This window comes from Roseibium salinum, assembly GCF_026240905.1.
Lineage (GTDB): Bacteria > Pseudomonadota > Alphaproteobacteria > Rhizobiales > Stappiaceae > Roseibium > Roseibium salinum.
Genome location: NZ_JAPEVI010000002.1, coordinates 123,135 through 143,722, shown reverse-complemented (window position 1 = coordinate 143,722; position 20,588 = coordinate 123,135). Strand labels below are relative to the sequence as shown.

21 protein-coding genes are annotated in these 20,588 nt (G+C 60.4%); 11 read left to right on the top strand and 10 right to left on the bottom strand.

Translation table 11 applies throughout. The features are described 5' to 3' along the window. The first annotated feature begins 207 nt into the window (after positions 1 to 207). The 4 genes from ON753_RS03000 (at position 208) to ON753_RS02985 (ending at position 2,806) form a co-directional block, all read left to right on the top strand. Positions 208 to 576 (top strand): response regulator, encoded by a 369-nt coding sequence (locus ON753_RS03000; RefSeq protein ID WP_265961077.1) that lies wholly within the window; start codon positions 208 to 210, stop codon positions 574 to 576. Positions 577 to 666: 90 nt separating this feature from the next. Beyond that, positions 667 to 1,128, top strand: a complete 462-nt coding sequence (locus tag ON753_RS02995) for a hypothetical protein (protein ID WP_265961076.1) — start codon at positions 667 to 669, stop codon at positions 1,126 to 1,128. Between the two features lie 182 nt (positions 1,129 to 1,310). Next, a complete protein-coding gene (locus ON753_RS02990; RefSeq protein ID WP_265961075.1) occupies positions 1,311 to 1,922 on the top strand; it encodes a c-type cytochrome in 612 nt (203 codons plus the stop codon). A 23-nt stretch (positions 1,923 to 1,945) separates the two neighbouring features. Beyond that, a complete protein-coding gene (locus ON753_RS02985) occupies positions 1,946 to 2,806 on the top strand; it encodes a DUF305 domain-containing protein (protein ID WP_265961074.1) in 861 nt (286 codons plus the stop codon). 107 nt (positions 2,807 to 2,913) lie between these two features. Here the strand turns inward: ON753_RS02985 and ON753_RS02980 are convergent, their stop codons facing one another. Genes ON753_RS02980 through ON753_RS02970 form a run of 3 tightly spaced genes read right to left on the bottom strand, consistent with a single transcriptional unit; the run spans position 2,914 to position 5,788 of the window. Further along, positions 2,914 to 4,191 (bottom strand): TRAP transporter large permease, encoded by a 1,278-nt coding sequence (locus tag ON753_RS02980; RefSeq protein ID WP_265961073.1) that lies wholly within the window; start codon positions 4,189 to 4,191, stop codon positions 2,914 to 2,916. Between the two features lie 14 nt (positions 4,192 to 4,205). Continuing rightward, positions 4,206 to 4,814 (bottom strand): TRAP transporter small permease, encoded by a 609-nt coding sequence (locus tag ON753_RS02975; RefSeq protein ID WP_265961071.1) that lies wholly within the window; start codon positions 4,812 to 4,814, stop codon positions 4,206 to 4,208. Continuing rightward, positions 4,811 to 5,788 carry a sialic acid TRAP transporter substrate-binding protein SiaP gene (locus ON753_RS02970; protein ID WP_265961070.1) on the bottom strand — a complete coding sequence of 326 codons (978 nt, stop codon included), beginning with the start codon at positions 5,786 to 5,788 and terminating at the stop codon, positions 4,811 to 4,813. Before ON753_RS02970 ends, ON753_RS02975 begins: the two co-directional genes overlap by 4 nt. Positions 5,789 to 6,083: 295 nt before the next feature. Here ON753_RS02970 and ON753_RS02965 point away from each other — a divergent pair, with 295 nt between their 5' ends. Continuing rightward, positions 6,084 to 6,854 (top strand): GntR family transcriptional regulator, encoded by a 771-nt coding sequence (locus ON753_RS02965; protein ID WP_265961069.1) that lies wholly within the window; start codon positions 6,084 to 6,086, stop codon positions 6,852 to 6,854. A gap of 396 nt (positions 6,855 to 7,250) precedes the next feature. Next, on the top strand, positions 7,251 to 7,667 hold the full coding sequence (locus ON753_RS02960; RefSeq protein ID WP_265961068.1) for a Ros/MucR family transcriptional regulator: 417 nt from the start codon (positions 7,251 to 7,253) through the stop codon (positions 7,665 to 7,667). A 181-nt stretch (positions 7,668 to 7,848) separates the two neighbouring features. Here the strand turns inward: ON753_RS02960 and ON753_RS02955 are convergent, their stop codons facing one another. The 5 genes from ON753_RS02955 to ON753_RS02935 form a co-directional block, all read right to left on the bottom strand. Next, on the bottom strand, positions 7,849 to 8,871 hold the full coding sequence (locus tag ON753_RS02955; RefSeq protein WP_265961067.1) for an ABC transporter permease: 1,023 nt from the start codon (positions 8,869 to 8,871) through the stop codon (positions 7,849 to 7,851). A gap of 18 nt (positions 8,872 to 8,889) precedes the next feature. Beyond that, on the bottom strand, positions 8,890 to 10,392 hold the full coding sequence (locus tag ON753_RS02950; RefSeq protein WP_265961066.1) for a sugar ABC transporter ATP-binding protein: 1,503 nt from the start codon (positions 10,390 to 10,392) through the stop codon (positions 8,890 to 8,892). A 91-nt stretch (positions 10,393 to 10,483) separates the two neighbouring features. After that, positions 10,484 to 11,431, bottom strand: coding sequence for a sugar-binding protein (locus ON753_RS02945; RefSeq protein ID WP_265961065.1), 948 nt, complete (start codon positions 11,429 to 11,431; stop codon positions 10,484 to 10,486). Between the two features lie 321 nt (positions 11,432 to 11,752). Continuing rightward, the gene (locus ON753_RS02940) at positions 11,753 to 12,745 is read right to left on the bottom strand and encodes a substrate-binding domain-containing protein (protein WP_265961064.1); all 993 of its coding nucleotides are present in this window, start codon (positions 12,743 to 12,745) and stop codon (positions 11,753 to 11,755) included. A gap of 37 nt (positions 12,746 to 12,782) precedes the next feature. Continuing rightward, the gene (locus tag ON753_RS02935) at positions 12,783 to 13,763 is read right to left on the bottom strand and encodes an NAD-dependent epimerase/dehydratase family protein (RefSeq protein ID WP_265961063.1); all 981 of its coding nucleotides are present in this window, start codon (positions 13,761 to 13,763) and stop codon (positions 12,783 to 12,785) included. A 169-nt stretch (positions 13,764 to 13,932) separates the two neighbouring features. On the opposite strand from ON753_RS02935, the gene ON753_RS02930 reads away from it, so the two are divergent. From ON753_RS02930 to ON753_RS02920, 3 genes are all read left to right on the top strand, one after another. Continuing rightward, positions 13,933 to 14,673 carry an ATP-binding cassette domain-containing protein gene (locus ON753_RS02930; RefSeq protein ID WP_265961062.1) on the top strand — a complete coding sequence of 247 codons (741 nt, stop codon included), beginning with the start codon at positions 13,933 to 13,935 and terminating at the stop codon, positions 14,671 to 14,673. Between the two features lie 14 nt (positions 14,674 to 14,687). Then, complete coding sequence (locus ON753_RS02925) at positions 14,688 to 15,683, top strand: ABC transporter permease (protein WP_265961061.1); 996 nt, start codon at positions 14,688 to 14,690, stop codon at positions 15,681 to 15,683. 184 nt (positions 15,684 to 15,867) lie between these two features. After that, entirely contained in the window at positions 15,868 to 16,887 is a 1,020-nt protein-coding gene (locus ON753_RS02920) for a LacI family DNA-binding transcriptional regulator (protein ID WP_265961060.1), read from the top strand. Positions 16,888 to 17,055: 168 nt separating this feature from the next. Here ON753_RS02920 and ON753_RS02915 read toward each other — a convergent pair whose 3' ends face one another. Further along, complete coding sequence (locus ON753_RS02915) at positions 17,056 to 17,466, bottom strand: DUF2177 family protein (RefSeq protein ID WP_265961059.1); 411 nt, start codon at positions 17,464 to 17,466, stop codon at positions 17,056 to 17,058. Between the two features lie 156 nt (positions 17,467 to 17,622). Between ON753_RS02915 and ON753_RS02910 the strand changes: the two genes are divergently transcribed. Both ON753_RS02910 and ON753_RS02905 read left to right on the top strand, forming a co-directional pair. Beyond that, positions 17,623 to 18,951, top strand: coding sequence for an NAD(P)/FAD-dependent oxidoreductase (locus ON753_RS02910; protein WP_265961058.1), 1,329 nt, complete (start codon positions 17,623 to 17,625; stop codon positions 18,949 to 18,951). Next, a complete protein-coding gene (locus ON753_RS02905) occupies positions 18,948 to 19,763 on the top strand; it encodes a DUF1365 domain-containing protein (RefSeq protein ID WP_265961057.1) in 816 nt (271 codons plus the stop codon). Before ON753_RS02910 ends, ON753_RS02905 begins: the two co-directional genes overlap by 4 nt. A 54-nt stretch (positions 19,764 to 19,817) precedes the next feature. Here the strand turns inward: ON753_RS02905 and ON753_RS02900 are convergent, their stop codons facing one another. Beyond that, positions 19,818 to 20,585, bottom strand: a complete 768-nt coding sequence (locus ON753_RS02900; protein WP_265961056.1) for an SDR family NAD(P)-dependent oxidoreductase — start codon at positions 20,583 to 20,585, stop codon at positions 19,818 to 19,820. Positions 20,586 to 20,588 lie beyond the last annotated feature (3 nt).

Sequence of the window (20,588 nt, the reverse complement as noted above, 5' to 3'; positions counted from 1 at the left end):
TGCACGGGTGCCGTCGGCCGAGTTAACGGTGAGGTTGGAACGTTCTTCTCGCCAATGGGTTTGTTAGGATAACGGCCCTTCGATCCGGACGTCTTGAGAATCCTGCCAGCACGAGGATGCCCAAGATCCTAGAGGGCTTTGATGGCAAACACCTTTTCTGCGTTCTCGGAAGCCGGACGGAATGCAGATTGACCTTGGATAAGACCGATGTCGCCTCAAATTCTGATCGTGGAAGACGAATGGCTGATTGCGGAGGATTATGCTGTCGCTCTGCGTGACGCCGACTATGGTGTTGTCGGACCATGTGCCACGGTGAAAGCCGCGATTGCTGCGATCGACGAGGAAACGGTGGACGCGGCGCTTCTCGACGTCGAGCTCTCCGGCGAAGCAAGTCTGCCGGTGGCCGAGTACTTGTCGGCGCGCGGGATACCCTTCGTATTTGTCAGCGGCCACAATGCGCGGGAGGTGCCGCCCGATATGCGCGCACTGGCGCATTCCAAGCCGCTGAGCCACTCAATGTTGCTGGCCGCCGTCGAAAAGATGTGCACGCGCGGTCAGACACCTACCGAAGAATAAAGGCCTTTGCCCGGCGATCGTGTTCCCGAAGTCGGGAACGAAAGGCATCGTTCATGGTTTGGCTGGCTAGCACGTATACAGGAGGAAACTATGCTTCCGGCCACGACAGAACGAGTATCTTCGAATACTTCCGATGCGATCAACCGCCGGCTGCGGCGGGAAACCGAAGATCGGGTTGCCTATTTCGCTCGGCATCCCGACGAAATCGATGCCCGTCTCGATGAACTCGACGGGGAATGGGATATTGAGCGGACCCTTGAGGCAAATGCATCGGTCCTTGGATTTGCGGGTGTGGCGCTTGGTGCGGGCGTGGACCGCCGCTGGCTCGCTCTGCCTGCTCTCGTCACGGGTTTCCTTTTTCAGCACGCGGTGCAGGGCTGGTGTCCGCCGGTTCCTGTAATGCGGCGCCTGGGGATCCGTACCGCTTCGGAGATCGGGGAGGAACGCTATGCGCTCAAGGCGCTCAGAGGCGACTTCACGGACATTCCGTCGCAGCACGGTTCATCACTGCTGGAGAGAACACGCAAGGTTCTGGCGGCGGTAAGAGGATAGGTGCGGCTACGGCTGGATGAAGTTCCGGCATGCGGCCTACTTCGTACCGGCGCCGGCCGGTCTTGGTTTTCGAAAGCGCTTCGGGAACTTCGAGGGCGGTGTCCGGTTGACGTGCAAGGCTGTCTCAGCGCGGCCATTGGCCTGCGCATGCGAAATGCTTCGATGAACGCGGGAGATCGATCATGAAAAAGCACCCTGCCCTATTTGGCGCTGCGGGTGGGATCGTCGCCACGATCCTGATCGCCATCGCTGTCTGGCTTACGATCACCTACACGGGCGCCTACAATGTCGCCGCCTCGGATCAGCATTTCGATGCGGTCCGTTGGACCCTGGACACCACGATGCATCGTTCGGTGGAGACCCGGGCCGGCAAGGTGGAGCTGCCGGAAAGTCGTTCCGACGAAGTGCTCGCCGAGGGTGCGCGTCACTATGCGGAGAGCTGCGCCCACTGCCACGGCGGGCCGGGCCGGAAGCCGAGCGAATGGTCTCGGGGAATGCGGCCCGAGCCGCCACACCTGACCGAAGCGGCCACCGAATGGACGGGTGAGGAGATCCACTGGATCGTCTCCAACGGCATCAAGATGACGGGTATGCCGGCCTTTGGCGAGCACCATTCCGCCGAAGAAATCTCCAGGATCACCGCGTTCGTGACGACCCTTCTCGGGCTCTCGGCCGACGATTATTCGAGGATGACGGCGAACGCGCAGGATCGTTCCCGCGAGACACAATCATCGGCGGATGGTGATGCGCACCGTGAGCCGCCGGCCGGCACTTCACCTCCCGACGGCAACTAACGCACCCGAACAGGAAAGCACTCATGTCCTATATTCGCTTCGGCCTGATGATCCTCACCTCCACGGTGGTGATGTTCGTGCTGATGTACCTGAACACTTACGCCTGGGAACACGTCTTCTTCAGCGAGACCCGCGTCTACATGGCCATTCTTATGGGCGCCACCATGGCGGTTATCATGCTCGCCTACATGCTGGGCATGTACAGCAACAAGGCGCTGAACATAGCGATCTTCATCGGCGCGATCATCGTATTTGCCCTTTCGCTGTGGCTGGTCCGCAGCCAGAGCACGGTTTCGGGACCGAGCTATATGCGCGCGATGATACCGCACCACTCGATCGCCGTCATGACGTCCGAGCGTTCACAGATCCGCGACCCCCGCGTGCGCAAGCTCGCCGACGAGATCATCAGGGCGCAGCGCCAGGAGATTGCCGAGATGCGCTTTCTCATCTCCCAGGTCTCCTCCGGAAAGGTGGTGGAGAGCATCTACGAGGACCCGCCTGCCGAGCCCGGCAGCATCGCGGACGCGCTTTCCAATACGCTTATCAGCGAGCTTGACCTCTCGCCCATGCCGGAGGCGGAGGCGGAGCGCATACTGGAGGCGGATTCGCGCTGCACGTTCAACCGCAGTCCCGAAACCGATCCGGTCCTGTGGGCAGCTCAGGACGGCGGACGGGCGGCGATGAAACTGAACGGGGTCCTGGTCGGCCTCGATACATCCGGCGATCCGCAAAGCGGCACGGCGGAATTCTCGGCACCCGGCACCTCCGTTACCGTCAGGTCGCTCGGTGAAGATGCGGACTGGCGCGCGGATTCCGAACTGGTCTTCCAGCTCGACGAAGGCCTGACCGCCGGATACCGCGGCTTTTATAACTGCGGGAAATAACCGTCGACCGGACGGCGCCGCATTTCCTGCGTTGTCCGGAGCTAACCGGCGTTGCTCTGGCGCTGCTGACCGCCAGGCATCGCCGAGGGTTTCCTTCGGTCCGGGCCTTACCTGTAGACCAGGGTCGGCAGCCACATGGAGAATTCCGGCACGAAGGTCAACAGAAGAAGCACCGTGATCAGCGGAATGAGAAACGGTGCGGTTGCGGTCACGCAGCGCTCGAAGGGCACCTGGGCAACCCTCGACAGGACATAGAGCACCATTCCGACAGGCGGGGTCAGCAGGCCGATCATCAGGTTCAGGATCATGATGATCCCGAAGTGAACGGGATCGATGCCGAGGCCGACGGCGACCGGAAGGAGCACCGGCGTCAGGATCGTGATTGCGGCAATCGTCTCCATGAAGAGGCCGATCACCAGGACGATCAGCGTGATGATCAGCAGGAGCAACACCTTGTTGTCGGTCAGGGTCACCATCAGCTGGGAGAAGTGCTGCGCGGTCTGGTTGGCGGTCAGGATCCAGGCGAAGATGGTCGAGGCTGCCACGATGAGCATGATGGCCGCCGTGGTTTCGACCGTGTCGAAGGACACCTTCAGGATCCTTCTCCAGTCCAGGGTCCGGTAGACGCCGACGCCGAGAAAGATGCACCAGGCAACCGCCGCGATGGCGGCCTCGGTCGGCGTGAAGATGCCGAACATGATGCCGCCGATGATGATCATGGGGGTCATCAGGGGCAGGAAGGCGTCGACGAACGTCCGCCCCAGCCGGCCGAACTGAAAGTTCAGATCGCGCGGATAGTTCCGGCGGCGCGAATACCAGGCAACCATTGCCATCAGTGCCAGTGCCATCATCAGCCCCGGAACGATCCCCGCCATGAAGAGCTGGCCGATGGAGGCATCCGCGATCACGCCGTAGATGACCAGCGGCAGGGACGGGGGAATGATCGGCCCGATGGTGGAGGACGCCGCCGTGACGCCGACGGCGAAATCCGTATCGTAGCCGGCGTCGCGCATCGCCTTGATCTCGATATTGCCGAGACCGCCCGCGTCGGCGACCGCCGCGCCGGACATGCCGGCAAAGATGACGCTCGCCCCCACATTCACGTGACCCAGTCCGCCATGCATCCAGCCGACGGCCGCGCGGGCGAAGGCGAAGATGCGGGTCGTGATGCCCGCCGAGTTCATCAGGTTGCCGGCAAGGATGAAGAACGGAACCGCGATGAGGGGAAAGGAATTGATGCCGTTGACCATGTTGGCCAGCACGATCATCGGCGGCAGGCCGTCCACCACAACGAAGGCCAGCGATGCCAGGGCGAGCGCCGCGGCGACCGGAACGCCGATGATCATCAGGGCAAACAGGAACAGGATCATGAACATGATGGCCATGCGGGGATCGTCCTTCAGTCGGTAGGCAGGTGTTCGTCGAGGGATCGGACGACTTCGTCAGGTGTCTGGCGCACACGGCGCCACAGCCAGAAGGCCGAATAGAACGCCATGATGGCGAGCGCGACGACGCAGACGGTGTAGATCCAGGCTTTGGGGATCGGCATCGCCACCATCTTCTGGCGGGTCTTCTGAGTGAGTTCGATGCCGATCCAGGTCATCGTGGCGAAAAAGCCGAGAGTGATGGTCTGCGATAGCACCGCCAGTCCCTTTGCAACGCGGGGCGGGACCATGCGCATCAGGAATTCCAGCGTGATGTGGGATCCCCGGCGCGTCGCGGTGATCGATCCCAGGAAACACACCAGGATCAGAAGATAGCGCGCGGCTTCCTCGGTCCAGGCAAGGGAGTCATTCAACACGTAGCGGGTGAAAAACTGCAGGAAGACGACCACGGCCAGAACCCAGAAGATCAGGATGGCGGGCGCATCGATCCATCTCAATGCACTCAGGTCCGTCTTCCCGTCTTCGAACCGCAGCAGGTCGGGCGCGCCGTCGGCACGCCCTTCCTTAGATTGAGCAGTGTCCGGCCCGGTCCCGTCCGTCACCGCATCGCTGCGTCGGTTCATTGCGCGAGAGCCTGCATCCGCTCGTAATGTTCCTGGGTGTAAGGCACCTTGGACTCGTCGGTCAGAACAGGCTCGACCGCTGCCCGGAAGGCTGCCTTGTCGACCTCGTTCACCTGGATGCCCTGATCGCGGAACCACTGCACCAGATCCTGCTCAGACTGGTGGATCTCGTCCGCGTTCCGTGCCGCAGCCTCCTTGAGGACCTCATCGACGATCTGTGTATCGTCGCCGAGCTGCCCCATGGCGTTCTCTGAAACGATGATGATCAGCGAATTGCCGATATGACCGGTCAGGTTGATGTTGGACTGAACTTCATAGAATTTCTTGAACTTGATCGTCGGCAACGGGTTTTCCTGTGCATCCACCACGCCCTGCTGCAAGGCGAGATAGACCTCGGAGAAGGCGATGGGCGTCGGGTTGGCGCCGACCGCATTCGGGAAAAGCACCATCAGCGGCGAGTCCGGGACGCGGATCTTCAGCCCCGTCATGTCGTCCGGTTTGGTGATCGGGAAGTTGGAGGTCACGTGGCGATAGCCGTACCAGGTGATCGCCGTCACCGTGTGGCCGGTCGCTTCCTTGTAGCCTTTGGAGAGCTCCGCGAAGAGATCGCTGTCGCGGTAGGCCTTCCAGTGATCGTAGTTCTTCAGCATGAAGGGATAGTCGGAAATGGCGATTGGTCCGTAGTCGCGCTCGGCGAAGTTCGGGCCGGTATAGATCATGTCGACGGAGCCGATGGTCAGGCCTTCGTTGATCTCGGCTTCCTTGCCGAGCGACGAGGCGGGATAGACCGAAATATTCACGCGGCCGTCGGTTTTTTCCTTGATCTGCTCTGCCGCCCAAAGCGCCCACTTGTGGTAGCTCGAGCCCTCTTCATAGACATGTGCCCATTTGAGGTCCCCAGCCCAGGCCTGACCTGCAACGGCAATTGTCATGGCAGCGGCCAGCAGGCCGCGCTTGATCGTTCTTCCAAACATTTTGTCCTCCCATCGGCGCGGCCGAACTCCTCCAGTCAGCCGGCCAATTCTAATATAACTAGTATACAAGATATTTTACATATATGATGTGTGAAAGGAAGGCAACCGTATTCGACTGGCCAACCCGAAGCGAGACTGCTAGAGCATCCTGTTGAAGTAGGTTCATCTTCGCAGCGTTCTTGCGACCGCAGGATGCTCTGGTGGACCGGACAAGAGGGATGAAACCGTCGATACTCCGAGGCAGATGAAACGCTGTCTCCACAAGAGCCAAGGACGCACGGTTTCAGGGGATGTGATGGCCGTATCGTTGGACGAAACGCGCAGCGCGAATGTCAAGACGCGCAAGCCGAGGGCCCGGAACTCGCCGCCGCGCAGCTCGGCAACCGGATCTGCACGCAAAGGGGCGCGTAACTCGGAGATCGTCTACAGGGATCTCCGGGATGCGATCGTCAACGTCACCCTGCCGCCGGGAGCCGCTCTGGCGGAAAAGGAAATCACCGAGAAATATGGCATCAGCCGGACGCCGGTGCGGGAAGCGATCCTGCGCCTTGCGGAGGAGCATCTCGTCGACGTGTTCCCGAAATCCGGTACCTTTGTCGCCAGGATACCGGTTGCGGAATTGCGGGAAGCGATCGTCGCCAGAAAGGCGCTGGAGGAGGTCTGCGTCCGCGAGGCGACGTCCAGGGCGACGAAGAGCCAGCTGATGGAGCTCAGGGCCATCATCCAGCGGGAACAGGAACTTGCAGACAGTGGCGACGAACAGGCTTTCCATGCTGCGGACAACGCCTTTCACGCAGGCATCGCTTCGGCAAGCGGCTATCCCGGCATCTGGCAGATGATTGAGAAGATCAGGCTCCAGGTGGAGCGCTACAGACGCCTCACGCTGCCGCAAAAGGGACGGATGCAGTTGATCGTGTCCGAACACACTGCCGTGCTCGACGCGATGGAAAACGGCGACGCGGAACAGGCAGTCGCGAACATGAACAGCCATCTCAACAAACTGCAGATCGATATCGGCACCTTCCAGGATCTCTGGCCGGACTATTTCCACTTTGATGTGAAATAGGGAGCGCGGCGCGAGACTGGCCGAATCCGCTGCCAAGGTGATCCCGAAACCGTCCCGGCCTTGTTGACCCCGATTCGATTTCATTCCGGGGGCGGCAATCGTCCGGTCGACCGTTTCCCATCCAGCGAGAACTGATCGCTTCCCCGGAAATCCCGGCTTTCTCGGCCTTTGCAAGTGCTGAGGCAGCTGGATCGGCCCTCTGCGACCGCATCTACCATGTGCCGTCAAAGGTGTGCAGTCGTCGATTCTTGTCTCACGCCATGATTTGTTCCAGTTTGCGTCGTATCCACCAATGCCCTTTCAGTTGGAAAGGTAGTTTGCGACAGCGTATGTCGCTGCACTGTTGCAGGTGAGACCAGGGTAGACTTTTAGACAATGCAAAAGAACGGTGAAAGAATGACCGATACTCAGATGGACGCAAACCTCATTGACCTGACGGCAGATATTGTTGCGGCCTATGTCGGCAACAATTCTGTTTCTTCGACGGAACTGCCGGCGCTGATCCACGAAGTTCACGGAGCCCTGCAGAAGACTGCAACGGAAGCTCCGGAGCCCGAGCCGTTGAAGCCCGCCGTGCCGATCAAGAAATCAGTCACTCCCGATTACATCTTCTGTCTCGAAGACGGCAAGAAATTCAAGTCGCTCAAGCGCCACCTGCGCAGTCACTATGACTTGTCGCCGGAAGAATACCGCGAAAAGTGGAACCTCGAACCGGACTATCCCATGGTGGCGCCAAACTATGCCGCGGCGCGTTCCAACCTTGCCAAGAAAATGGGTCTCGGCCGGCAGCCCCAGCTGCGCAGGGGAAGGTAATCCGGGTCTCAGACCGCCGTCGGCCGAACGGCAAGCCGCGGCACACTGCGCATTTCGCTCCGAGCCCGGGCCGGCGACGGCCCTGGCGGGCGACCTGCTGCAAAGGTTCGATCGGCTCCGCGCTTTCGGCTGCGTTCGGCTGCGAAGCGGGAGACTGGGGCACACGGCCCTGGACCGGACGTCAATTGACCGGGCAACGCCCTGGATCAGCCTGTTCCGGTCTGGCCGATGTGATCGCCGCCAGGGCATTGGCCTGGCGGCGCGAATTGCGGTGTTTGGCAATCTGATTGTCCGCGATGACGCCGATGAGGATCACGCTGCCCATGACGGCGAAATTCAGCGAGGATGGGATGCCGAGAAGGTTCACCAGATTCTGGAGAACCTGCAGCAGCACGACGCCGAGAACCACGCCGACGATCGACCCCTCCCCGCCCCGCAGGGAAAAGCCGCCGAGCACGGCGGCCGCGATCGCATAAAGTTCATAGAAGTTGCCGTGAGAGGCCGGGTGGATCGAACGCGTATACATGGCGAAGAATATCGCCGACAGACCGGTCAGCACCATGCAGATGACATAGGCGAGCACGATGACGCGCCGGGTATTGATACCGGTATAGCGGGCCGCTTCCTCGTTTTTTCCCACGGCAAACAGATGGCGGCCGAAGACGGTCCGGTGCAGGACGAACCAGGCGACGACCGCGACCACCGCGAAGGCGAGGATCGAATGCGGTACGCCGCCGGTCCGTCCGGAAACGAGCCATTCCAGGATGGGAAAATTATCGCCGAAGGAAAAACCGGCCGTGCCGTCCTTCGTGTAGAAACGTGCAATTCCGCGATAGATCAAAAGGCCGCACAGGGTCACGATAAAGGGCTGCAGCTTCAGCCGCGTGACCAGCCAGCCGTGTATCAGGCCGAACACGGCTCCGAGCACCAGGACAATCAGCGCGGCGAGCGGCCAGGGAACGCCCTGCTGGACGATCAGGTCGACAAAGATGACCCCCAGGAGCGCGATGACTGAGCCGACCGACAGCTCGATGCCGGCGGTGACGATCACAAAGGCTTCGGCAAGAGAGAACAGTCCGAACAGACCGATCAGGTTGGCGGTGTTGGCGAGGTTTATTGGCGACAGGAACCTGGGATTGATCAGTGCCACGACGGTTCCGACCACGAGCACGAGCACGGCGAGCCCGATATCCTTTTTCTGCATTCTTGTTCCCCATCCTTCTTATCCGACAGCCAGCCGGAGAATGTTTTCTTCTGTCAGTTCGTCCGAATTCAATATTCCGGAAACATGGCCTCTGCGCATGACCGCCACCCGGTGGGAGACGCCGATGACTTCCTCCATGTCACTCGAAATCATCAGGATACCGACGCCCTCTTCGGTCAGCGCCTGCATGAGGTGATAGACCTCCGCCTTCGCGCCGACATCGATGCCTCTGGTCGGCTCGTCGAAAATGATGACCTTGGGGTTCATGGCGAGCCACTTTGCCAGCACCACCTTCTGCTGGTTTCCGCCGGAGAGTTCGGCGGCGGCACTCGACAGCGAGCCGGCCTTGATGGAAAGGCGTCTGCGAGAGGATTCCGCAAGCTCGTTCTCGCGGGCCCTGTCGACGACCCCGAAGCGCGAAAGGGTGTTCAGGCAAGGCAGCGTCAGGTTCTCGTAGATCGGAAAGTCGAGCAGCAGCCCCTGTTCCTTGCGGTCTTCGGGAACCAGCGACAGGCCTGCCGCGATCGCCGCGGGAACCGAGTGGGGCTGCAATGCCTTGCCGTCCAGGCGAATGGATCCGCCGAGAAGCTTGTCGATGCCGAAAATGGCGCGCGCCAGTTCGGTCCGTCCGGCGCCGACCAGCCCGGCGATACCGAGGATCTCGCCGCCATGCAGGCTCAGGTTGACTGCGGCGCCGGGGAAAGTTGACGTCCGCACGCCGGTCATTTCGAGAACGGGCCGGGCGATCCGGTGGCGGGATTTTTCATAGAACTGGCTCACGTCCCGGCCGATCATCATCCGCACCATCGTTTCCTTGCGGATTTCGGCCCCTGTGAGCTCGCCGGCATTGTTGCCGTCGCGCAGACAGACGACCCGGTCGGCAATGTCTTCCACTTCCGTCAGGCGGTGACTGATGAACAGGACCGCGACGCCGCGCTCGCGCAATTGCCGCATGACCTCGAGCAGCCGTTCGGTTTCCGACAGAGTCAGGCTGGAAGTGGGCTCGTCCAGAATGACGAGCCGTGCATTCATGGACAGGGCCCTGGCGATTTCGAGCAGCTGCTGGTCTGCCAGCGAAAGGTCCGATACCGGATCGCCGGGGCCGAAGCGCGCGCCGAGCAACTGCAGGATCGGCCTGACCTTGTCGACCATCGCCTGACGGTCGAGAAGTCTCAACGGACCGGATGTCATTTCCCGTCCGAGAAGCACATTCGCTGTTACGTCGAGATTGGTGAACGGATTGAGTTCCTGGTGCACGAACGCGATGCCGAGTGCGGCCGCCTCGGAAGGGGTCAGCTTCCCGACCTCCACGCCATCAATGGTATAGCGCCCGCCATCGGGCGATACCGTGCCGCCGAGCACCTTCATCAGCGTCGATTTCCCGGCGCCGTTCTCGCCTATCAGACCGACGATCTCTCCGCCCTGGATGCTCAGGTCCACGTCCTGCAGGGCAACAACGCCCGGGTAGACTTTCGTCACCCGGCTAAGCTCAAGGGATATCTTCTGAAATCCGGGATGCAAAATTCTGGCTCCACCTCAAAAGATTGGCTTTGGCCGTGCGGGCCGGAAGTCCGGTCCGCACGGCCAAGGGTCCGCCTGGGAGGGCGTCGACCTAACCTTTGATCCGTTCCGTCAGTTCTTTTTCGAACGCATCGACATTCGAGGCATCGATGATCTTCGTCGGAACGATGATCAGTCCGTCAGCGGGAATGCCCGACCTGTCGCCCTCCAGGAAATCGGCCATGAGATGCATGCCCTGATATCCCCACTGGTAGGGGTCCTGCACCACGGTTCCGGCGAAACTGCCTTCCCGGACGGCACCCAGCGTGATCGGGTCCTCGTCGAATGCGATGACGGTGATTTCGCCAAGCTTTCCGGCGGCTTGCAGCGCTTCATAGATTTTCGGCGGATTGTAGGAATAGAATCCGACCATGCAGTCGATTTCCGGATTGGCCGCCAGCACGTCGTCGACGTTGGAGCGTGCCTTGGCGAAGTCCACGTCGTCGCCGCGCACGTCGACGAGTTCAATGCCCTTGCCTTCCACGGTTTCACGGAAACCGGCAATGCGCTCCTTCGCATTGTCCGCGCCCAGGAAGCCGACAAAGCCCATGCATTTGCCGCCGTCCGGCAAGGCCTTGATCGCAATCTCACCGGCCTGGTTGCCGGCCAGGGTGTTCGACGAGCCGAGATAGGCGATACGGTCGCTTTCCGGGGCGTCGCTGTCCGTGGTGAACAGAGGCACCTGCGCCGCGATACGGTTGAAGGCACCGATCGATGTCTTCGGATCGACCGAGGAAATCATGATTGCATCCGTACCGGCGGCAACGAGGTCGTCCATGAGGGCGTTCTGCAGCGCCGCGGTCCCCTGTGCGGGATAGCGGAACTGCAAATCGTAGCCGGGCAGTTCGGACTTGGCTGCATTCACGCCGGCTTCTGCCAGCTTCCAGAAGTCGGAAGCCGCATTCACGACGAATGCCAGCTGTGGTTTGTCCTGAGAATATGCCGAAGTGGCGGTGAACGTGACGACTGCGGCCACGCAAAGAGTTTTCCGAATGTTCAATTTTTCCTCCCTGTCTTCGAGTAACGAAGCGTCACTCTGAACAGTATCATTAATAATATTATTAATAAATATTAGCAAGCATTAATTCCCGATCCGACGGGAACGGGTGCGAAGATAGGGTTGCCCGGCTCTGCCTGGGCGGCTGCTTCAGGGGTGCTTGCGTTAAGCGTGCTTGACACGCCCGACCGCGGAGACTTTCGAACTGCGGACCAGCGGCGTCCGGCTGAATGGGCAGGCATAATCGCGTGCCGCCCGTTGCCAATTCGTCAAAAAAGGAGCCGTCGAACCAATGCGTCAGTTCGACGGCCCAGGAGAGGCTGCTTAATTGTCTGCGCAGAAACCCGGATCTTCCTGGTTACAAACGTCCAGTCCCGTATAGAGCGGGTCGTCCACGCTTTCGCCGTTGATGAGCTGAATCATCACGTCAGGTGCGCGATAGCCCATTTCGAAGGGTCGTTGTCCAACCTGCGCATGGCTTCTGCCTTCGCGAAACGCCTTCGTTTGAGGCGGCAGAGTGTCGCCCGCGACGATGATCAGTTCACTGGATTTCAGTTTGTCCATGACCTGATCGGTCACCTGGGTATAGGCCTGCGGCGCGAACTGGGCCCAGCCACCGACCAGAATGAATGCGTCCAGGTCAGGATTGGCGATGAACGTATCGGCCATCTGCTGGTTCGCCAGGTCCGCCTGGTCGTTGGTGAAGACGGGGCATCCGTCGATTTCGGTCCATCCGCCCTGCCCGGCCAGACGATCGATCCCCTTTTCACCGCCGGCGGTGTCACGGAAACCCTGCGCCCGTGCATTGATGTTGTCGGCCGCCACATTGCCCAGTTGCAGGCAGACGCTACCGCCGTCCGGCTTCAATTTGGCCGCCTCCTCGGCCATCTTGACACCCATGAGATAGTTGTCCGTCCCCAGATAGGTGGCACGAAGGTCGCGGTCTTCTTCCAGGAAATCCGCGTCGATCGTCATGACCGGTACGCTCGGAGAAATCTGCCGGATGCGGTTGGCCATGGCCGGAGCATTGGAGGGCGAGATCGCGATGGCGGCAACGCCGCGGGTGAGAAGATCATCGACGATCTGGACTTCGCCGGCCTCGTCGGCAGAAGACGCCGGACCGGTGTAAAGGCACTCATATTCACTGTCCGCGTTCTCGGACATCCATTTCTTGCAGCCCAGATTGATCTGTTCAAAGAATGGGTTATCGAGTCCTTTGACGACAATGGCGAGGGTCTTCTTGTCTTGAGCCTGGCCGGAACCGATCTGCAAAGCCATTACGACCGCGGTTCCCAGCATCAGTAATTTGTGTCTCATGCGTGTCACTCCCTTCTGTTCCAGGTCCCGGAGCGACCTACCCCGGGTACCAGATTTTGCGGGGATCTTTTGCATCCCTTCTGTAATTCCAGGCGCCTTCGATCAGGGCCTCGAGGTCTACCGACGGGTCCCAGTCGAGCATCAGGCGCGCCTTGGTGTTGTCGAGCCAGTTGCTATGGAGCGGCGTCGGGATTTCTGCGATCTCGTAAGATCGGGTGTCTGCCAGGTATTGGGCTGCCTGCCGGTAGTCGACCGGCTCGTTCATTGAGATGTTGAAGAGCTCGCCGGTGGCCTTCGGATTGTCGAGCGCCGCCAGGGCCGCCGCCACGAGATCGCTGACGTGTACGAAGTTCCGCTTGAGCGGGCCTCCCTGCCGATCGAGCAACAGGGGCACGTATTTGCCGCTGGCATATGTATGGACATCATCCGGCGTCAGAAAGTCCGTCCACAAGGGTCCGCCGAACTGCTCGCGGCCGAAGGCCAGCGCGTACCTGAAGTCGTCCTTTTCCATGATCCAGGGCGCGCGCAGAGTGCATCCGTTCAGCCCGTACTGAAACCGGTACTGTTCCAGCATCACTTCTTCCAGAACCTTGGTCAGCGCGTAGCACCCCGGATAGGCCTTGCGTTCGGAGTTTTCCGTCACCGGCCCGGGATACGGCTGAAATGCGTGTCCTACCGAACAATCGCCACTGATCAAGACGAACTGCTTTGCGCCTTGAAGCTGCCGAAACTGCTCGAGGAGAAGGAACATCCCCTTGATCGACACATCGATGGCAAGATCCGGAGATTCCTTTACGGCCGCCATGTGGAGAACATGCGTAACACCGGCCATGGCGCGAGCAACGGTGGACGGGTCGGCTATCGATCCCTGGATGATCTCCACACGCTCACGAGGCTCGATCACCCGGTTGTTGCAGAGGGCCACGACGCACCAGTCCCGGAACGTCTCCGAGGAGAGAAACTCCGGCAGAAAATTCTGTCCCACCTTCCCCGTGGCACCGGTTATCAGAAGCTTCATCATTCCTCCCTTGCTTTTATTAAATAATATTTACTAATATTAATTAGTCAAGCGTTGAAAAACAGCGCGCGAGCATGTCTCATGCGCAGTGGGTCAGCGTCGAAACACGTGTGGCGCGGCTCGGGAAGCGCAAACCGGCGCATCGGGCCGGCGGGGAGGAAACGATCGAATGTCGAGACTTAGGCTAACCGGAATCTCAAAGAACTTTGGGGCCATCCAGGCACTGAACGAGGTGTCGCTTGAAGTTGCCCCAGGTGAAGTGCTGGGGCTCATGGGCGATAACGGTGCGGGGAAATCCACGCTGGTGAAAATCGTTGCCGGGAATTTCGGGCCGTCGCGGGGCTCGATCTCCATAGATGACGTGACGGTGAATTTCCACAAACCGCTCGATGCGCAGCAGGCGGGCATCGAGGTCGTCTATCAGGATCTTGCGCTGTGCGATAACCTGTCGGCGGCATCCAACGTGTTTCTCGGCCGCGAACCGCAACGGTCCTACGGCGGCCTTCGCCTGCTGGACTATGCAACCATGCATCGGCGTTCCGCGGAGCTGTTTGCCACGCTGAAGTCCGAAACCCGGCCCCGCGATCTCGTCAGGCGGATGTCCGGCGGACAGCGCCAGGCGGTGGCGATCGCCAGGACGCTGCTGTCCAACGCCAAGATCGTCCTGATGGATGAACCGACCGCCGCCATTTCGGTGCGCCAGGTCGCAGAGGTTCTCGATCTGATCCACCGTCTGAGCGATCAGGGGATCAGCGTCGTGCTCATCAGTCACCGTATGCCGGATGTCTTTGCCGTCAGCAGCCGGATTGCGGTATTGCGCAGAGGCAGGCTTGTTGCCTGCAAGGCGGCGAACGAGAGTTCGCCGGAAGAAGTCACCGGTCTGATAACCGGCGCCATAGAAACGGCTTGAGGGAGGAACAGCCAATGACAACCCTTGAACAAGCCATCGGTCACAGCCAGCACCATTCATCTTTGAACAGGCTGCTCAATGCCCAGGTGTTCTGGGTGTTCCTTGCGGCCGTCCTGGCCTGCGTGGCCCTGTCCCTGATGACGGATTCCTTTGCGACCCAGCGGAATCTGTTCAACGTGACACGCAACTTTGCCTTTGTCGGACTGATTGCCATCGGCATGACGACCGTCATAGCCTCCGGCGGAATAGACCTGTCCGTGGGGTCGACGGTGGTGCTCGCGGCAATGGTCATCAGCGTTCTGATGGCGGCGGGAAATCCATTCTGGTTGTCCGCGCTGCTCGCACTGGCCGCGGCGGCCGCGGTCGGGCTGCTCAACGGCGCCTTGATCGCCTATGTGGGGATGCCGCCTTTTGTCGTGACGCTCGGTATGCTGTCGGCGGCCAGGTCGCTGGCCATGGTGCTGTCGGACAACAAGATGATCTGGGAGTTCGGTCCCGATCATGACGTTCTGCTTTGGCTTGGAGGCGGTTCGACCCTTGGGCTGCCCCATCCCATCTATGCGCTCGGTCTTCTGACGATCGTCATGAGCGTCGTTTTCCGTTGGACCAGGTGGGGCCAGTACGTGTTCGCGATCGGCGGCAACGAGCAGGCGGCGACGCTGACCGGTATTCCCGTAAAGCGAATCAAAGTGTCGATCTACATGTTTTCAGCACTGACCGCAGGCGTCGCGGGCATTCTCATGGCCGGCTGGCTTGGCAGTGTGACGACAAATCTTGGTCAGGCGATGGAGCTCACGGTGATTGCCGCCGCCGTTATCGGCGGAGCCAACCTTGCGGGCGGCGAAGGAACGGCACTTGGCGCCGTCATCGGTGCTCTCCTGATAGAAGTGATACGGAACTCGCTAATTCTGCTCGGTATTTCCACGTTCTGGCAGGGCATGTTCATCGGCTCCTTCATCATCATCGCGGTCGCTTTCGACCGCATCCGCAATCTGCGCACGCTCGACTAAAGTATGAGGAGAAACAAATGCCTGCCTGGTACCCGGCGCGCAGAACGTTGATTTTACCTTTCGTTCCCGATAGTCATTCGCCGGTTCAGGTGGCGCCGGTTCAAAAGGCGAATGTGCCAATGATGAGGAAATCAGAAAGAAGATGACGAAAAAACGCCGGCTCAGCATAGATAGACGTCCAACCATGATGGATGTTGCGGCCATGGCCGGCGTTTCGCAGGCAACGGTTTCTCTCGTCCTGAACGGCAGCCCCGGTGCCAAGCTGAGCGACGCGACGAAGAAGCGGGTCCATGATGCGGCCCGGGAGCTCGGGTACACGCTCGTTCGCCGCGGATCCAGGGCAGTGCCCGAAGACCGATCGAACGTCGTGTTCATCGCCGACGAGATCACCACCGATCCCTGGATGGCGCTCGCGTTCGAGGGCGCCAGGGATAAAGCCTATGAATTCGGCATTCACGTCAGTCTCGCGGTCAGCCATGGAGACCGGGACACCGAGCAGATGATCGTCAGCCAGATGAGCCGCCTGCCCCTGCTGGGTTTTATCTACGGAACGATCCTGACGCGGCGCGTTGACCTCGTGCCCGCATTGGAAGACCGGCACACCATCCTTCTGAACTGCTATGACGGTGACCGGGCCTTGCCCTCGGTCCTGCCCGGCGACGTTCTGGGCGGGCGCACTGCGACGGACCACCTGATCCAGGCCGGCTACCGCCGCATCGGACTTATCAACGGCCAGCAGGGCGTGGATGCCTCACGCGACCGGCTCAAGGGGTACCGGCAGGCGCTTTCGAGCAATGACATCCCTTTCGACAGTGCCCTTGTGAAGCCCGGCAACTGGGAACCGTTGTCGGGATACCAACACACCCACGCCCTTCTGGATCTCGACAATCCCCCCGATGCAATCTTCTGTGCCAACGATCTGATGGCGCTCGGGTGCTATGATGCGCTGAAAGAGCGGGGGCTGCGGGTTCCCGAAGACATCGCGGTCATCGGCTTCGACAACCGCGAAATTTCCGAAAGCATGCATCCTCCCCTCTCGACACTGGTTCTGCCGCATTACGAAATGGGTGAAATCGCTTTCGAATTGCTGCTCGACAACGCCAACGGACGTCAGGCAGGTCCCGGACATATCAAGGTGGAGTGCCCTCTGGTGGAGCGCAACTCCGTGACAGCGCCGGCGATTCTGGACCGGAAAGCCCTGTGATGCTGCCCTCTGGGTTGCATCGCCGCATCAATGCGGGTTCATTGTCCCGGTGAATCGTGACAAAGGAAGCCTTTCCCGATCTTTCGAATACAGGAGATGATCTGAGCCCCTCCATGCAAGCGAGTCGACGCCTGCAATAGCTCGCTGCCGCAACGAATCCACCGTGTCTTAGCCCGTTTGCGTAAGCAGCCGCGCGACCCAAAAGCCGGCTGCGGCGGAGATGCCGGTCAGGAAAGTTCCCCAGGCGATATCGGCGACTGACACCACAAGCGGCCAGTTTTTCAACGTCGCGTAGTTCGTCAGGTCGTAGGTGGCATAGGCGAAGAAGCCGAACAGGGCGCCGTGGAGGAGTGCGATGACGATCGAATCCGAGCGTAGCGCGGGTGCGACAGCGAAAAAGACGATGCCTGCAATGTAAACGACGTAAAAGGCAATGGCAGCCGGGACCCGCGGTGATTCCAGCAGTATGTCGCCCAGCTGGTCCTGGTAGAATTGCTTGGCCACCTTGGACAACCAGATCAAATCGATCACCAGGAACACGAACGCCGTGGTGCCGTATGCAATCAGGTACTTCGCCATGATCACTCCTGCCGTGTTTATCGACTTCAAATACGCCTGCCACAGGGCTTCGGATCACTGCTGTGTTTCGACCGGACTGGCCGAGGAACGTTGCCGGGAGTGATCCGCTAACCCGCCGCCTGCGTAATTCGGATCAAACGCAACGCGGGTTATACAATGAATCCTTTGAAAATCGCGGTTATCGGCTCCGGTATTGCGGGCTTGTCGGCTGCCTGGATGCTGTCGAAAAACCACAAGGTGACCTTATACGAAGCCGGCGCTCATCTGGGCGGCCACGCCAACACGATCGATGTGGCCACGCCGGAAGGCAATGTCGGGGTGGATACGGGCTTCATCGTCTACAACGAGCGCAACTATCCCAATCTCGTTGCCCTGTTCGCCCATCTCGGCGTCGAAACCGACAAAACGGAAATGAGCTTCGCGTTGTCGTCCAACGGCGGTGCCTACGAATATGCCGGGTCCGGGCTCGGTGGATTTTTCGGACAGCGCCGGAACGTCGCCCGAACAAGCCATTGGAAACTGCTGAACGATATCTCCCGGTTTTTCAGGACGGCGCAGCAGCGGGCGGCGGCCACGTCTCCGGAAATCGCTCTCGGCACGTTCCTCGACCGCGAAGGCTTTTCTCCCGCCTTCATCGAAAACCATATTCTGCCCATGGGGGCCGCGATCTGGTCGACCACCATGTCGGAAATGCTGGAATTTCCCGCGCGCAGCTTCATCGATTTCTATGCCAATCATGGCATGCTGCAGTTCCAGAACAGGCCGCAATGGCGGTCCGTTCGCGGCGGCAGCCGAAGCTATGTAAACCGGTTGGTTGAAGACGGCGGGTTCGAAATCCTGCTTGAAACCGGCGCGAGCCGCATCGTTCGCCATCCCGGCTATGTCCATGTGGCGGACAACCGCGGCGCTTTGCGGCCTTTTGATCATGTCGTCGTCGCAACACATGCCGATCAGGCGCTCGGGCTGCTCGAAGGGCCGGACGCGGCTGAGACCAATCTCCTCGGCAGCTTCTCCTATCAGCGCAACCGCGCCGTTCTTCACCGCGATTCCCGCTGGATGCCGCGGCGCAAGCGGCTCTGGTCGAGCTGGAACTACATCAAGAAGAACAAGGGCGCCGACACCGGGCTCTGCGTCACATACTGGATGAACCGGTTGCAAAACCTGCAGACGCGAACCGATCTTTTCGTGACGCTCAATCCTTACGACGCAATTCACCCCAAGGCGGTCGAAGGCGAGTTTCTCTACGATCATCCCGTATTCGATGCCGCGGCGATGGCAGCGCAAAATGACCTGTGGACCCTGCAGGGCGCGCGACGAACCTGGTTCTGCGGCAGCTACTTCGGCTACGGCTTTCACGAGGATGCCTTTCAAAGCGGGCTCGCGGTTGGGGAGCAGCTTGGCGGTGCCTGCCGTCCATGGCAGGTCGACAACCAGTCCGGACGGATCGCAGCCCTGAACCGGCCGAGAATAGAAGCAGCGGAATGACCACACATCCTGCAGCAATATATGACGGCACCGTCATGCACACACGGATGCGCCCGTGCGTGCATAAGCTCCGCTACCGGGTGTTCGCCGTTCTGATCGATTGCGGCGATCTGGAAAAGCTAGGTCAAAGGCTGAAACTTTTTTCCTATAACCGCTTCAACCTGTTCAGCATTCATGATCGCGACCACGGCGATGGAACGCCCCTGCCCGACTATCTCGCCCGCCTCGCGGCCGTCACGCCGGCAGGCCGCGAGGTCTGCCGGTTCGCGATGCTCTGCTATCCCCGGATCCTGGGTTACGCATTCAATCCGCTGACGGTCTATTTCGGGTTCGACGAGGGCGGTCATCCCCGCCTGATGGTTTATGAAGTGAACAACACCTTCGGCGAGCGCAAGACCTATGTCATTCCCGTGAGCCCTGCCAACGGCAGCAACCTGATTGTCCAGAGCTGCCGCAAGGAGCTCTACGTCTCCCCCTTCAACACGGCAGAGGGGACCTACGGTTTCCGCGTGACCCCGCCCGGCGAGGAACTGACGGTCGGTATCACGCTGAAAGACGTCCACGGTCCCTTGCTCAAGGCGTTGTTTCACGGCAAGCGAAAGGAACTGTCGGACAGCAGTCTGCTTCGCGCCCTGGCCCGCACCGGATGGATGACCGTCAAGGTAACCGCAGGCATATATCTGGAAGCCGCCCGTCTCTGGCGGAAAGGCTTGCGCCTCAAGCCGCGCCCGCCTGCACCGGAGGCGCCCGTCACCTATGTCAGCGATCCCGGTCGCCGTTCGCGGACGGATCGAGCGGCCGGGAACGGGTAGGTTCAGAGCCGACAGCCTGTCTGCCTCCAACTGGCACCGGGTCGGTCCGGTGCTTTACCGGGATTTCCACACCAGCATCTTGATCATGCGGAAATATGCCCAGTTGGGCAGGTGCCCAAGCATCTTCATCACACATGCGAAGCCGAACGGAAACGCGATTTCGAATTTCCCGCGCTCCAGGCCGGCAACAATGCGTTCGGCCGCGTCCCGGGCGCTCATGAGGCCGGGCATCGGGAAGGGGTTGCCCCGCGTCATCGGCGTGTCGACGAAGCCGGGATTGATGATGGACATTGTAATCCCACGCGGCTCGAGCTCCGTACGAAGGGTTTCGGCGAGGTTGATCAGGGCCGCCTTCGTCGGACCATAGGCCAGGGATCTCGGCAGACCGCGATAGCCTGCCAGTGAGGCGACAATGGCGATGTGCCCGCTACCACGGGCAAGCATGGGCGGCAGCAAAGCATTGAGAGCGTTCATCACGCCCATGAGGTTGACTTCGACGCCTTCGCGCACCCGGTTGAGGTCGAATTCATCGACACTCATGATGGACCAGGCGCCGGCATTGAGGATGGCAAGATCAATGGCCCCGCAATCGCTTTCTATGCTCGCGGCACACGCGGCAACGGCGCCGGCATCGGTCACGTCGAGTGGATAGGCCGCCGCCGTCGGCGTTTGCGCCGCGAGAGCCGACAGCTTGTCTTCCGAACGTGCCGATATGGCAATGTGCCTGGCCTTGCCGGCCATGAGGCGGGCGAGTTCATGGCCGATGCCCGAACTCGCACCGGTTATCCAGACCGTGTTCCAGCGTGCTTGTCCCGATGTCACGGG

Coding starts and splice junctions, on each gene's coding strand:
- ON753_RS03000 (WP_265961077.1), top strand. CDS start 208: ATGTCGCCTCAAATTCTGATCGTGGAAGACGAATGGCTGATTGCGGAG.
- ON753_RS02990 (WP_265961075.1), top strand. CDS start 1,311: ATGAAAAAGCACCCTGCCCTATTTGGCGCTGCGGGTGGGATCGTCGCC.
- ON753_RS02910 (WP_265961058.1), top strand. CDS start 17,623: ATGAATCCTTTGAAAATCGCGGTTATCGGCTCCGGTATTGCGGGCTTG.
- ON753_RS02905 (WP_265961057.1), top strand. CDS start 18,948: ATGACCACACATCCTGCAGCAATATATGACGGCACCGTCATGCACACA.
- ON753_RS02995 (WP_265961076.1), top strand. CDS start 667: ATGCTTCCGGCCACGACAGAACGAGTATCTTCGAATACTTCCGATGCG.
- ON753_RS02970 (WP_265961070.1), bottom strand. CDS start 5,788: ATGTTTGGAAGAACGATCAAGCGCGGCCTGCTGGCCGCTGCCATGACA.
- ON753_RS02920 (WP_265961060.1), top strand. CDS start 15,868: ATGATGGATGTTGCGGCCATGGCCGGCGTTTCGCAGGCAACGGTTTCT.
- ON753_RS02975 (WP_265961071.1), bottom strand. CDS start 4,814: ATGAACCGACGCAGCGATGCGGTGACGGACGGGACCGGGCCGGACACT.
- ON753_RS02930 (WP_265961062.1), top strand. CDS start 13,933: ATGTCGAGACTTAGGCTAACCGGAATCTCAAAGAACTTTGGGGCCATC.
- ON753_RS02985 (WP_265961074.1), top strand. CDS start 1,946: ATGTCCTATATTCGCTTCGGCCTGATGATCCTCACCTCCACGGTGGTG.
- ON753_RS02915 (WP_265961059.1), bottom strand. CDS start 17,466: ATGGCGAAGTACCTGATTGCATACGGCACCACGGCGTTCGTGTTCCTG.
- ON753_RS02925 (WP_265961061.1), top strand. CDS start 14,688: ATGACAACCCTTGAACAAGCCATCGGTCACAGCCAGCACCATTCATCT.
- ON753_RS02940 (WP_265961064.1), bottom strand. CDS start 12,745: ATGAGACACAAATTACTGATGCTGGGAACCGCGGTCGTAATGGCTTTG.
- ON753_RS02955 (WP_265961067.1), bottom strand. CDS start 8,871: ATGCAGAAAAAGGATATCGGGCTCGCCGTGCTCGTGCTCGTGGTCGGA.
- ON753_RS02935 (WP_265961063.1), bottom strand. CDS start 13,763: ATGAAGCTTCTGATAACCGGTGCCACGGGGAAGGTGGGACAGAATTTT.
- ON753_RS02980 (WP_265961073.1), bottom strand. CDS start 4,191: ATGGCCATCATGTTCATGATCCTGTTCCTGTTTGCCCTGATGATCATC.
- ON753_RS02965 (WP_265961069.1), top strand. CDS start 6,084: ATGGCCGTATCGTTGGACGAAACGCGCAGCGCGAATGTCAAGACGCGC.
- ON753_RS02960 (WP_265961068.1), top strand. CDS start 7,251: ATGACCGATACTCAGATGGACGCAAACCTCATTGACCTGACGGCAGAT.